Below are 13,205 nucleotides of genomic sequence, written 5' to 3' on the forward strand. Positions count from 1 at the left end.
GGCGGCGCCGACGGCTTCGTGCTGACCAAGGGCACCGGGCATGACGTGGTCACCGATTTCGTGTCCGGGATCGACCACATCCAGCTCAACAACTATCCGCAGTTCGCCAGCTTCGCGTCTCTTCAGGCCGCCATGACCCAGGTCGGCGCGGACGTCGTGCTCAACCTCGGAGAGGGCGACAGCCTGACCCTGCGCAACATGACGGTCAGCGGCCTCAAAAGCGCCGATTTCTGGCTACCGGTCGGCTCGACCAACCTGACCTTCGCCGACGAGTTCGACAGCTTCACCAGCAGCCCCAATGCGGTCTATGGGACCGATGGATGGCGCACGACCTTCTCCGACGGCAGCCGAACCATTTATTGGAATGGCGAGCGTCAGTACTATGGCGATGCGACGGCCGGACAGAACCCGTTCTCGGTCGAGGACGGCGCGCTSAAGATCACCGTCTCGAACGGYGCCACCAACGATCGTGGCTTGCCCTACAATTCCGGGCTGATCACCTCCGAGGCGTCATTCTCTCAGCTCTACGGYTACTTCGAGATTCGGGCGCAGATCCCGTCMGGSGCCGGCTTCTGGCCCGCATTCTGGCTCCTGCCCGCCGATGGCTCCTCGGGCACCGAGCTCGATGTGCTGGAAGCGCTTGGGTCGGACCCGGCGACCTACTACGCCACCTTCCATACCGACGCGAGCGGCAAGTCGATCGGCAACACCCAAGCGGTCTACACGACCATGGATCTGTCGAAGGGCTTTCACAGCTACGGCGTCGATTGGGGGCCGAGCGAGATCAGTTGGTACCTCGACGGCAACAAGGTRGCGAGCGCGCCGACTCCGGCCGACATGCATGTGGCGATGTACATGCTCGCCAACTTGGCCGTCGGCGGATGGGGTGGAAACACCAACGCCGCGACGACCTTTCCGTCAACGTATGCGATCGATTACATCCACGTCTACGAGAACCAGTACACCGTCATACGACCTCGCCCCGAACGATGCGGCCCTCGTACNGTACATGCTCGCCAACTTGGCCGTCGGCGGATGGGGTGGAAACACCAACGCCGCGACGACCTTTCCGTCAACGTATGCGATCGATTACATCCACGTCTACGAGAACCAGTACACGGTCACGGAGAACGCTGACCCGATAGGAGCGCCGATCGTGTCCGGCACGGCGGCACAGGGTCAGACGGTCCAGGCCCTCCGGGGTACGCTCACCGATGCAGACGGGGTTCCGACTACGCTGCGCTATCAGTGGCAGCGCGACGACGGAAACGGCAACTGGGTGACCATCGACCAGGCTCAGGGCCGTGAGTACGTCCTGACCCAGGCCGATGTCGGACATGATCTCAAGGTCATGATCCGTTACGCCGACGGGCACGGCATCGTCGAGCATGTCGTCAGCAGCAACACCATCGCGGGGGTTGCGAACGTCAATGACCTGCCCACCGGGCAGTTGGCCCTCGCCGGCATGCCGACACAGGGTGAAACCTTGACGGCTTCGCTCGGCACTCTGGCCGATCTGGATGGGTTGGGAACTCTGGCGTTCCAATGGCAGCGCGACGATGGCGCCGGCGGCTGGACCAGCATCGCTGGAGCAACCGCGGACCGCTACGTGCTCGGCCAAGCAGATGTCGGCCATAGCCTCCAGGCCGTGGCAAGCTACTTTGACGGCTTCGGGGCCTCCGAGGAGGTGTTCAGCTTCCAGACCACTCCGGTCGCCAACATCAACGACCTGCCCACCGGCTCACTCGCACTCTCCGGCACCGCGCGGCAAGGTCAGGTACTGACAGCAGCGCCCGGGACCCTGGCGGATGCGGATGGGCTCGGCGTGTTGAACTACCAGTGGCTGCGCGACGATGGGAAGGGCGGCTGGCAGACCATCACGAGTGCGACGAAGTCGACCTATACCCTAGGTGCGGCCGATGTCGGTCACGCTGTGCAAGCCATGGTGAGCTACACCGATGGCATGGGGACGGCGGAGTCGGTTCGCACCACAGCCTCGGGAATCATCGACTCAGATGGGAGCGTGACGCCGCCACAGCCGACGGCGCCGAGCGGCACCGCCGGGAAGGTTTTCGATGTCGGTACCGGCTCGACGGCCCTGACTCTGCACATCAGTCAGGACTCGATCCAGGGCAACGCGCTTTACGCGGTCTATGTCGACGGCAAGCAGGTCGGCACCACGCTCACCGGTTCGGCCCTGCATGGGCAAGCCTTCGACACGGTGAACGTTCATGCGGACCTCAGCGCCGGCAAGCACGCGATCGCCGTTCGCTACTTGAGCGACAGCTGGGGCAGTGCGGGAGACCACAACCTCTATGTCGAGAGCGCCGTGGACGCATTTGGCAATGCGCTGACCGTCACCGGCTCCGCTCTTCTCGATGTTGGGAACGTCGCGCGTGCGACACTGACCACGGGCTCGAGCACCGGTACCGTATCGCCACCCCCGCCGCCGCCACCACCCCCGCCGCCACCCGCCACCGAAGGGGTCAGCAAGACCTACGATATCGGAACCGGTAACACCGCTCTCAAGCTCTACGTCAGCCAGGATGCCGTGGTCGGCAACGCACTCTACGCCGTCTATCTCGACGGAAAACAGGTTGGCTCGACGCTGACCGGGTCAGCGCTTCATGGTCAGGGCTCGGACGTCGTGAACTTGCATGCCGATCTGAGTGCCGGGAACCATAACCTCGTGGTTCGCTACCTGAGCGACAGCTGGGGCAGCACGGGCGATCACAACCTCTACCTCGACGCTGTGGTTGACGCCGGCGGACGTGCGTTGGCCGTTACGAACAGTGCGATGCTGGATACCGGCGCGACGGCCCGGGCGATGCTGCACCTGGACTACGATTTCCACTGACGAACAGTGCGTGTCTCCGCGTTTCATCGCGGGGACACGCACTCGATAGCTAGTTGGTCTCAGTGGATGGCGTCGTTGGCCCAGACCCGGACGTAATCGACGTCGAGGTGCGTGGTCGGCATGGAGGCGTCGTACTTGCCCGGCCAGCTGCCGGTGTCACCCACCGCCAGATTGACGACCATGTACATCGGCTTGTGCATGTCGGCCGGTGGTCGGCATGGAGGCGTCGTACTTGCCCGGCCAGCTGCCGGTGTCACCCACCGCCAGATTGACGACCATGTACATCGGCTTGTGCATGTCGGCCGGTGTTGCCATCTCGGCCACCTTCGCACCGTCGATGTACCATTCCAGCGTGTCCTTCTGCCAATCGACCCCGAAGGTGTGGAAGCCTTCCGTCAGATCTGCCGTCTGCACCGGCGTACTGGTCAGCCTCTGGCCGGCGACGGTGGAATGCACCGACGCGTAGGCGGTGTCCTTGTCGTGGCCCAGGAACTCCATGACGTCGAGTTCGGTCGTACCGGTGCCGTCGGCGTTCAGCATCCAGAAGGCCGGCCACATGCCTTGGCCCGCCGGCAGCTCGGCACGGATTTCGAAGTAGCCGTAGGTCTGGGCGAACGACTTGGCCGTGGTGAGCACGCCCGACGTGTAGGCCAGACCGAGCGGGTTGCCGTCGTGATCCGGAGCCGCCGTGATGCTCAGGACGCCGTTCGAGACCGAGAACGGGTTCGTGCCGACGGATTTGTCGGAGTAGTACTGCGCCTCGTTGTTGGACCCCAGAGTGCGGTACTCACTGCCGATGCCGAGCGCGCTCTTCCACACCGTGCCTTGGCCATCGGCCGAAGCGCTGAGGGTGTTGAACTCCTCGGCGAAACTCAGCTTCATGCCCGGATGCGACGGGTCCGCCGGCAGGGCGAAGTCGCCGGCCTTGAGGTTCGTGAGCGCCACGTTCTGCAAGGTCAGCGTCTCGCCGCCGCCGAGCGAGATGACGGTGTCCGACCCGACCTGACTGGCTGCCATCTTCAGCTCGGCGAAGCTGTGCAGGTTGACCCCCTCCATGCGGACCTTGTCCACGCCAGAGGTGAAGTCGGTGATGACGTCGCTGCCCTCGCCCTTGGCGATGACAAAGATATCCGCCCCGCCGCGGCCGGTCAGGATGTCGTTCCCGGCCTTCCCGTTGAGGGTCTGGGCCCCCCCATCGCCAACGAGGACGTTGTTGAGGCTGTTGCCGGTGCCGCTCTTGGCGTTGCTGAAGCTCAGGTTCTCGACGTTGTCCGGCAGGGTGTAGTCGCGCCAGGCAATGATGACCGTGTCGACGCCGCCGCCGGGCGCCTCNCTCTTGGCGTTGCTGAAGCTCAGGTTCTCGACGTTGTCCGGCAGGGTGTAGTCGCGCCAGGCAATGATGACCGTGTCGACGCCGCCGCCGGGCGCCTCGACGACCTGATCGCTCGACTGCCAGATGTGGTAGGTGTCGTCGCCGGCGCCGCCCTTCAGGACAGCATTGCCCTTGTCCCAGCCCCAGATGTCGTCGTGCCCGGCCGTGCCGCTGAGGGTCTGGACCGCATTGTTAGCCTTGATCGTGTGGGTCGGCGTGGCACTCGCCCGGGCTGCCTCGCCCGTCCCCGATGATGGCGCAACGACGACGGGCGGCTGTGAGACAGGCGTCGTCGTGGAGTTTTCGAAGACGACGTCGCCCGACGTGAGCGCCTCTCCGGCATGGATGGCGGTGAAGCGGCCGACGGCCGTGCCGTTCTCGCGGATCTCGTAGGTGTGCAGCGTGCCCTGCGTGCTGATCTCGACCACATCGGCATCGGCGGCAAAGCCGCGGAACACCAGCGTGTCGCCGCCGGAGATGCCGGCCCCCTGGAAGTCGGTGATCCGGTCGAGGGCCGTGCCCGTCAGGCCGGCCGAGCCGGACAGATCCGCCTTGCTGAACACGAAGCGGTCGGCTCCGGCTCCACCCGTCAGACTGTCCACGCCGAGCCCGCCGGTGATGACATCGTTGCCAGCGCCGCCGTTGATGGTGTCGTTGCCCAACGCCCCGATGATGGTGTCGGTCCCATCCCGTCCGGCGATCAGCTGCGCGCGCGTCCCGCGCGATGACAGATCGATCCGGTCCGCACCGGCTGTACCGGAGGTGTACTGAGCCGTCGAAAAGACTGTATCCGCCATTTTTGCCAATTCCCCCTTATGCTTTGCGGGGGGTAATACCCAAAGATGGTTAACGATAGGCTACAAGCCAGATAAATGAGAATATCTGACTGGTTCTCTCCAATTCTTGATTGCAGGGCTGTGAATTTAGTCTTCACGTCTTTGTGTTAAGGAGTCTATTCAGCGACGACATTGCAATTTTAAGTGTGTTTATTCATGCGCAACAACCCGGAGGGCCGATTCGGCGATTTCTGGCGGCGATCACGCAACTCCCTGGCTCGTCCGCATCATGCGGGGTCCGAAGCCTTCGCGCGCAGCCTCTGTGGCGCGGCTCCCCCATTCGTTCCGGCGCTTGCGGCAGGGTTGTCGGGCTGGCAGAGCGTGTGCAGATCGCCATTGCGAGGCCAGTTTCCGAAGCGTTTGCCCGCCACTCAATCTTCCGGATGACACGGGGTTCGACACCGATCTGCTTCGCCGGCAGGCTTGGACCGCGGGACTCACGCCTGACAACTCGTCCCCGCTCCATCGCAACCGGACCCCTTGCATCCTGCCCTCGCTGCCCTGTCTGCGGGGCGGCAACGGTCTGCTAAAGCTTATGAGTCCAGAGCCGACAGAGAGGGAGAGGCCAGCCATGGCGGCGAGATGCGTGTTCGCCAGAGGGCAGCGCAGGACCGGGTTCCGGCCGCTCGTTTTCGCGGCCTGTCTGATCCTTCCCGGTATCTCACACAGCGCTCTCAGCGATCATCGGCGCCGCCACGCGCTGGAGGGGCGCTGGATCGGTGACGACTATACGCTGACGATCGATGAGGATGCCGTGCAGGCCAATCGCAATCCGACCCGGCCTTTCGAATGGGACGCGCTGCATATTCTCAATACGACTGAGAATATGATCGTCTTCGAGCTTGGCGGCGATCGGTTCGTCGGTCTGCTCGAAGGAGAACGGATGACGCTCAGCCAGATCGGACGTCCCGGCTACCATGTGCTGACCCGTCAGCGGTGATCCGTTCGTCCCGGTATAGGCACGGCCACCCTCGCGCTACGGCACGCCGAGCATCGAGCGCAGAATCTCAAGAATGAGACTTTGTTGGCCCGGTCTCGCTCGGCGTCCTTAGACGGTCAGCGCCGGATGATGACGTCCACGATCTGAACCTGCTTCTCCGGCAGGCCGCTATCGAACTCGAGGATCGTCGTATCCTCACCTGCAAAATCCGCCGCCGGACGGTAGAAAATCGCCAGGACCGGGAAGGCGCTGCCGGCGCAACTTCCGCCAGAGGCCGGAACCTGAGTCTGGCCCGCTCCGACGATGATCGTGCCATGGGTCGGAGGCTGGACGATTCGAACCGGCGGCGTCCGTTCGGGTTTGCAGTCCGGGGTGATGCTCCCAAACAAGCCGATCCGCGCATCCTGTCCGGCCTTGCCGTCCACCGTCCGGCGGACCTCCTTGGCCTGAACGCTGCCGATAAGCACGCCGCTGAGAAGGAGTAGGCTCAGAAACCAAGGCATGCCCGTGTCCCTCGTCTCAGTATCGGTGTGACTCTGACGCGGCTCTCACGAGAAAGCCGTCGATCCTACCGGACGGCCGCGGCCGCACTCGCATTGCCGGTCAACCCTGACAGGGCGGTCGTGAAGCGCTGAAGTCCGGCGGACGGCGCTTCCGAAACGAAGATGATATCCCGATTGCGGATCGCGAAGTCGTTTGCCAGGAACAGGGCATCCGGACGGCTCATATCCGTGTTGTAGATCGTCGGGATCCACTCGCCGGTATAGCCCGCGAGGTCGACGTTCAGGTCCTCCAGAACCTTGCGCGACTCGACCCGATAAAGGAATACGGCGCGCGGGTCCGCCCGCGATGGATCGAGGCCGCCGGACTTGGCTGCGGCCTCGGCCAGGCTCATGGTGTCGTTCTCGAAACTGAAGCGACGATTGTTCGTTCCGCCGATGGATCCCGGGGCCGGGGTCGCTCCGAGCGTCAGGTAGAAGCGTGGCTCCTTGGTCAGGAAGACCGTGTCGCCGGGCTCGAGGTAGGGGTTCTGCCCCGGAACCTTGATCACGGCGCTTAGCAGGGCCTGGGTCGTCCGGTTATCCCGCTTGAGCGTGACGATGGTTTCATAGGGGGGGCTGCGCGGACCGCCGCTCCGGGCGATCGCATCGAGCAGACGAAGGCCGCCGGGATCGATGTTGACCCGGTTCGGCAGCGTGACGTCACCGAGAACGCTGACGTTGCCGGAACGACGCTCGCCGATCGATACGACAACCTGCGGCTCCACGGCGCGCTGGTTGAGGCGTGTGGCGATCTCCTTGGACACCTGCTGTGGTGTACGCCCGGCCGCCTGGATGCGGCCTGCATAGGGGACCGTGATCGTTCCGCTGGTTTCCACCTGTTGCGGCGGGATCGCGACGAAGTTTCCTCCGCGCGAGGTTCCACCCTCGGGAGCGATGAACAAGCCGCCGGCCGATGCCTCGAAGATCGTAATGTTGATGATGTCGCCGATGCCGATCACCCCCTGCCGGGCAGTGGATCCTGCCGGGACACGGGCAAAGCGTGGACCCATCGCCTCCGTGTTGGCGTTGGCCGCCCTCAGAACGGATGCGTTCAGATCGAGAACGACGTACCCGACTGGAGGCGTTGGCGCCGTCTCCAACGCCGCGTTCGCTCGCACTTCGCCCCGGTTCGGGCCATCGCTGGAAACGAAGGTGCAAGCGGACAAAGCGGCCGAAACGGAAAGGGCGAGGGCCGCAAAAACGAAACGCAGGCGTCCACCCTGACGCGGGGCGGCGTCGTGATCCTTGGCGAGGAATGCCATTACCGCAGCACCGATCGAACGTGAATGAAAGCTACGGCGCAAACACCGCCTCCCGGAGATACGCCCGAAGCCGGGCCGAGTAGGGTCGTCGCGCCACAACTAAAGCTATGCCGCCTGGATGTCTTCCGGATTCGAGTTTTTCGCTCCACGGAAGTGTGAAGTGGTGTTGATACAACACAGACCTGCGCCGATTTCGACGGCATTTGCGCTTGATCGCCCAAGCTCAAACGGGTCGATGAGGAACCCTCCCGTCGGACGTCGGAAGCCTCCGAATGCTCCGGAGCCTGAGCCTTTGGGGCGCGACAGCCGAACGCGCCTTCAGGGTCTGATCCGAGGATGGCATCAGGTGCGAACTTCAACACAAGCTCCAGACCATCAGAATGCAACACCGGAGTCTTGGTCGATCTCGACAACCGGAGTTGGCTTCCGAGTAATGCCGGTCAGGTGAACCAGAAGTTGTCCTGAGTCAGCGCAGTGTGACTGACGCCCTGAAGCGTGATGCTGTCGGTCGCACTGATTTGAATGACCGTATCCTGGCCAACCGTCTTGAGGGCTAGTTGAGACATGTTTGTGGCCACGGAATGGTCGATCGCGATGACGTCGTGTCCGATTCCGCTGCCGGGATGGAAGCCGACGATGGTATCAGCGCCGGAATCTCTTTCGAACAGGAAGGTATCGCCTCCTGCGCCCTTCAACGTATCGGAGGTCTTCGCCGTGGATTCGATCGTCAGATTCCCCTTCAGGCCGGTGATGGCGTGCGATCCATCTTGGAAGGTCAGATCAATCATGACCGTCTTACCGGTCGCGTCGATCTGTTCGTGCTTGACGGCGAAGCTCTTTCCGTCGGGCGAAAAGGTGTAGTTGTCTTTGGTTTGGTCGCTGTGCCGAACGGTCTCATAGGTCAGGACGCCGGCCGTGAAGATCTTCAGCTTGGCGATATCGGCGGATCCTGGCGTATAATATGTATATTCCGAAGTTTTGAGATTATCGACGTATTTGGTCTCGACCATCTTGTCGGCCGAATTAATGGTTTGCATAGCGACAGCACCAGCGTTATCGAAGAATGTGCTTGTCTTGATGCCGGTCTGCTTATCGAAGGAAAACTCCCAGTCCTTCGAGCCGTCGCTATGCGTCCGACTGGTGGACATCAGGGTTCCGGCCGCATCGTAGCTGTTGGTTTCGGCGACATACGTCTTGCCGACGATGTTGGTGAGCAGGACGTCCTTCGTCCGATCGGCATGGACATGCGTTTCGCTGACGACGATGCCCTTGGCGTAGACCAGCGTCGTGCTGGAGCCATCCGCTTTCGTCTCGACCGAGCGCGTGACTTGGCCGTCGACAATGCTCGTTGTCGCCGTCGATGTCATCCGACCGAGGGCATCGTAGCTCACCACGCTGATGTTGTTGCCGGCCGTGGTCGTGACTGCAAAGCTGTAGCCGTCCTTGATGGCGGCCAAAGCCTCCTTGCTGTCGGTCAGGAGGCTGGTCATGGCTGCGATGGACGCGACCGGGAGGACGTGGCTATCGGACAGGTAAATCGCCGCCAGTTTTCCGGACGCCTGGAGAGCCGGTAACTGGGCGACCACCGACGATGCTGTGCCGACCACGATCAGAACTTCGTTGCTGACCGCTGTTGGTCCGACCTTCGCCGTCAGCATGTGGCTGCCGGCCCCGAGGTCTTTCAAGGTCACCGCGAAGGCACCGGTCTTGTCGTCGGCCTTCGTGGTCGCGACGATGCTGTTGCTATCGTAGACGGTCACCAGCGCGCCGCCACTGGCCGTTCCCGCCAGCTCAGCATCGGCCGCCCCACCGGCGGCCGGGGTGAGCCCGGCAAGCTTGAACGCGCTGATGGTAACCGGCACTCCGGTGTCCGGGGGCGTGAGCGAAGGCGATACAGGGGGGGCATCACGCTTGGTTGTGTAGGCTCGCACATAATCGATGAGCATGTGGCCTTCGGCAGGCGTGGTGGCGTCCGTGGCCCCGGGCCACGAGCCTGCATCGCCGACAGCGAGATTCAGCAGCATGTACATCGGCTTNGAAGTCGGGCATGCGGTTACGCTGCGCGACATCGACGTTGGAGAACCCGTTAAGAATCGATGAGCATGTGGCCTTCGGCAGGCGTGGTGGCGTCCGTGGCCCCGGGCCACGAGCCTGCATCGCCGACAGCGAGATTCAGCAGCATGTACATCGGCTTGTTCATGTCGCTCGGCGTCGCAAGCCGGGCGACGGCGTTGTTGTCGACGTARTAGGTGATGGTATCCGCCTGCCAGTCGACGCCGTAGGTATGGAACCCCTTCGAAGTGTCGATTCCGAAGACGGTCTGGGTCTCGGTCACATTGGGACCGCCGACCTTGGAATGGGTGCTGGCGTAGATCGTGCCCGGCTCGTCGCCGAGCACCTCGAACACGTCGAGTTCGGGCGGCCAGGACAGATCGGCCGGCAGGAGCCAGAAGGCCGGCCAGAAGCCCTTGCCGGCGGGAAGCTGGGCGCGAATTTCGAAGTAGCCATACAGCTGGGAGAAGGACTTGTAGGTGGTGATGACGCCGGANGAAGGCCGGCCAGAAGCCCTTGCCGGCGGGAAGCTGGGCGCGAATTTCGAAGTAGCCATACAGCTGGGAGAAGGACTTGTAGGTGGTGATGACGCCGGAGGTCCAATCCAGGCCCGAGCCGAGCGGGGTTTCGACGCCCTGGGTCGCGCGCGCGGCRGTGATATCGAGGACGCCGTCCTTGACGCTGAAGGGGTTCACCCCGACCGAGCTGTCGGAATAGTATTCATCTTCCTTGTTGCTGGGCAGGGTGCGGAGGCCGGCCTGCGGATATTTCGTCTGCCACGTCGTCGCGACTCCGGTCGCGGATCCCGAAAAGGTGTTGAACTCGTCCGAGAAGGTAAGCTGATACTTCGACAGATCGACGGGCAGGCGGAAATTCGCGGCGGACAGATCTTCGACCTTGTGATCGCGCAGGGTCAGCGTTTCGCCAGTCTCAAGCTTGATGACCGTATCCGCCCCGACCTGGGACATCGCAGATTTGAGTTTTTCAAAGCTATTCAAGCTTTGATAGTTATCAAGTTCGATCACGTCCTTCGTATGATCGAATCCAACGATGACATCCGAGCCTTCGCTTTTGGCGATGATGAAGCTGTTTTTCCCGGCGCTACCGATCAGCACGTCGTTTCCGGCGCTGCCATTCAGGGTTTGGTTGCCGGAACCTGTGCCGACGATGATGTTGTCTTGCGCATTGCCTTTGCCGCTCGAATGGAGCCCTGCTAAGATCAAGTTCTCGACGAACGCTGGCAGAACATAATAATTCGCCGTCGAGTTGATCGTATCGGTTCCTTCGTCGCTTTTCTCAGAAACGATGTCGTTCTTGCCATACACAAAATAGGTGTCATCGCCGAGGCCGCCAACGAGGGTGCTGGCACCGCCTGTCCGCAGAGCATCGTTTCCGGTTGTTCCGGCAAGAGTCTCTTTGGCAGGTGCGATGAACCCTTTTCTGGTTGCCCCACTCGTCGACAGCGTGCTTCCAGCGGAGTTGAGATATGTGGCCACCGGGGTCGTCCTCAATGCGATGAGGACATCTGGTTGTATCCGCTCGAAATAAACGTTCGATCGATCGATCAAATTGCTTGCATCGGAGCATTTGCGAGCGTTGCTCTCGTGGGATGATGCAAATGCCTACCAAATCGAAAACCCTACCAAATCCGCTCGGTTGAAGGGTCTCCCGCGGCTGCGGTTCGCGCCTGCGGAGGCGTTCTGGAGCGGCGTCATCCCAGCCGCTGCCGATCCAGCATCGGCACTGGTTCCGGTGCCTACGGCTGCGCCGCGCAGGCTTGGAATCCGCTGCGAACCCGTGCGCACCGCTTCATCGCCTTCCCTGGAAACATGGGCTAACAGGACCGTGGCGATCCCGATGGTGGCGCGAAAGTTGGTGAGACATGCTCGGCCCAGTGATCTGGTCGCTTTTGAATACCGCCGCGACGGTGGTCATCCCCTTCCTGTTGTTCATTATTTTTGCTCGCACCGGCGAGGCGTACCAGGTGGGCGCGGTCGGTATCGCCGTCTCGATCCTCGAAATTCTCAAGACCTTCTGTCCCCAGGGGCTGTATGAGGTCCTGCTACGTCCGGAGACGACGCGCGAAGAGGAATGCGCCTCCCTGGGACTGCTCCTTCTCAGTGGCCTGATCGCAACCGCGGTTTATATGGGCGTGATCGTTCTGGTCGGGCGATACATGCCGGATCTTCAGGCGATCGGCCCGATCCTACTTCTCCTCGCGCCGAAATTGCTGTTCGACGTCACGTCGGTCCAGCCGCAGGCCGCCCTCGCGCGCCAACTCACCTTCCGGCGCCTGGCGATGCGGACGGTCATCGCCAATTTCGTCGCGGCGGGCGTGGGATCGGTCCTGGCCTTTGCGGGCCACGCTCTCGAGGGCTTGATCCTCTACTATCTCCTCCAGTCGATGCTGAACTTCTTCCTGGTGGCTCGGGGCCAGATGGACCGCGTCAGACCCACGCTGGGGACGGCGCCCCTGAAAGCCTTGTTTCGCGAGGCCGGCTACTCGTCGGCCGTTCGCATCGTCGCCGCCGCCAACAATTATGCGGATACGCTGGTCGTTTCAGGCTTTGTGTCCGCCGCGCTCGTCGGAACATACAATCTCGCGAAGCGCATCGAGACGGTCTTGATGAGCACCTCATCGTCCTTCTCGGTCATCATGTATCAACCGCTCTTCGCGAGCCGGGGTGCGGCGCCGCGTTCTGAAATCGTTACGACCGCGATGCGACTGACCACCGTGCTGTTCGGACTGCCAATCATCATCTTCGTCTCCTTTCCCGAGGAATGGGTCGGATGGGTCTTTGGGGATCGCTGGCTCAGTGCTGCGCCCGTCTGTGCGCTTCTCGCACTGTCCGGATTGGCGCGGATCTATGGCGGCATCTACGGGTCACTGCTTTCGGTCAGCGGGCGGAATCACGTTCTCCTCATCTACGCGCTGTGTTCGATGATTGTCGGACTTGGCTCTGTCGTATTGCTCTCGCGATACGGCCTCGTGTGGGTTGCCTTGGCCATCGCGCTGAAGAGTTGGGTCTTCTATCTCGTGTCCGCCTATCTGACCCGCCGGGAAACCGGGCCGGTGATCGCCACCTGCTTTTGGAACGTGCTCTCTCCCTTGCTGCTGTTCTCTCTCATTGCTGCAGGCGCGACGCGCGCCGTCGCCCTATCGGCGCCCACAGGACTCCACGGCATCCCTGCGTCAGTTCTGATGATCGCCCTCAGTTCTGTTTTAGCGATGGCGTCCGTCCTCGTGATCTATCGGCGTGATCTCTCGAAGATTTCGAACCTGGTGCGCGTCAAGATCGCAGAAAAGCGATCCCCGGCGAAGCCGACCTGATGTTGGTAGAGGT

7 protein-coding genes and 1 pseudogene are annotated in these 13,205 nt (G+C 62.3%); 2 read left to right on the forward strand and 6 right to left on the reverse strand.

The features are described 5' to 3' along the window. Positions 1-2,916: 2,916 nt before the first annotated feature. On the reverse strand, positions 2,917-3,039 hold the full coding sequence (locus tag ASF57_RS27245) for a hypothetical protein (RefSeq protein WP_280138758.1): 123 nt from the start codon (positions 3,037-3,039) through the stop codon (positions 2,917-2,919). Then, positions 3,014-4,189, reverse strand: a 1,176-nt coding sequence (locus ASF57_RS26570) for a family 16 glycosylhydrolase (RefSeq protein WP_210166825.1), incomplete at its 5' end; no start/stop codon positions are given. The genes ASF57_RS27245 and ASF57_RS26570, both read right to left, overlap by 26 nt. Before the next feature lie 1,447 nt (positions 4,190-5,636). Here ASF57_RS26570 and ASF57_RS11475 point away from each other — a divergent pair. Then, positions 5,637-6,005, forward strand: coding sequence for a hypothetical protein (locus tag ASF57_RS11475; RefSeq protein WP_056185619.1), 369 nt, complete (start codon positions 5,637-5,639; stop codon positions 6,003-6,005). A gap of 116 nt (positions 6,006-6,121) precedes the next feature. Here ASF57_RS11475 and ASF57_RS11480 read toward each other — a convergent pair whose 3' ends face one another. The 4 genes and pseudogenes from ASF57_RS11480 to ASF57_RS11495 all read right to left on the reverse strand — a co-directional run. Then, positions 6,122-6,508 carry a hypothetical protein gene (locus ASF57_RS11480; protein WP_056483387.1) on the reverse strand — a complete coding sequence of 129 codons (387 nt, stop codon included), beginning with the start codon at positions 6,506-6,508 and terminating at the stop codon, positions 6,122-6,124. Positions 6,509-6,573: 65 nt separating this feature from the next. Further along, positions 6,574-7,809: a polysaccharide biosynthesis/export family protein gene (locus tag ASF57_RS11485; protein WP_056483390.1), complete on the reverse strand. Its 1,236-nt coding sequence runs from the start codon at positions 7,807-7,809 to the stop codon at positions 6,574-6,576. A gap of 440 nt (positions 7,810-8,249) precedes the next feature. Beyond that, positions 8,250-9,845 (reverse strand): annotated as a pseudogene (locus ASF57_RS26580) (hypothetical protein); the annotation flags it as partial. Positions 9,846-9,895: 50 nt separating this feature from the next. Then, positions 9,896-10,357, reverse strand: a 462-nt coding sequence (locus tag ASF57_RS11495; RefSeq protein WP_244476911.1) for a glycoside hydrolase family 16 protein, incomplete at its 5' end; no start/stop codon positions are given. A gap of 1,386 nt (positions 10,358-11,743) precedes the next feature. Here ASF57_RS11495 and ASF57_RS11505 point away from each other — a divergent pair. Beyond that, positions 11,744-13,192 (forward strand): oligosaccharide flippase family protein, encoded by a 1,449-nt coding sequence (locus ASF57_RS11505; RefSeq protein ID WP_056483405.1) that lies wholly within the window; start codon positions 11,744-11,746, stop codon positions 13,190-13,192. The last annotated feature ends 13 nt before the right edge of the window (positions 13,193-13,205 follow it).

The organism is Methylobacterium sp. Leaf117, assembly GCF_001422985.1.
In the GTDB taxonomy this organism is placed as follows: Bacteria; Pseudomonadota; Alphaproteobacteria; order Rhizobiales; family Beijerinckiaceae; genus Methylobacterium.

What these genes read in the sequence shown, in the direction of transcription:
- ASF57_RS27245 (WP_280138758.1), bottom strand. Translation starts at nt 3,039, where the DNA reads ATGGTCGTCAATCTGGCGGTGGGTGACACCGGCAGCTGGCCGGGCAAG.
- ASF57_RS11475 (WP_056185619.1), top strand. Translation starts at nt 5,637, where the DNA reads ATGGCGGCGAGATGCGTGTTCGCCAGAGGGCAGCGCAGGACCGGGTTC.
- ASF57_RS11480 (WP_056483387.1), bottom strand. Translation starts at nt 6,508, where the DNA reads ATGCCTTGGTTTCTGAGCCTACTCCTTCTCAGCGGCGTGCTTATCGGC.
- ASF57_RS11485 (WP_056483390.1), bottom strand. Translation starts at nt 7,809, where the DNA reads ATGGCATTCCTCGCCAAGGATCACGACGCCGCCCCGCGTCAGGGTGGA.
- ASF57_RS11505 (WP_056483405.1), top strand. Translation starts at nt 11,744, where the DNA reads ATGCTCGGCCCAGTGATCTGGTCGCTTTTGAATACCGCCGCGACGGTG.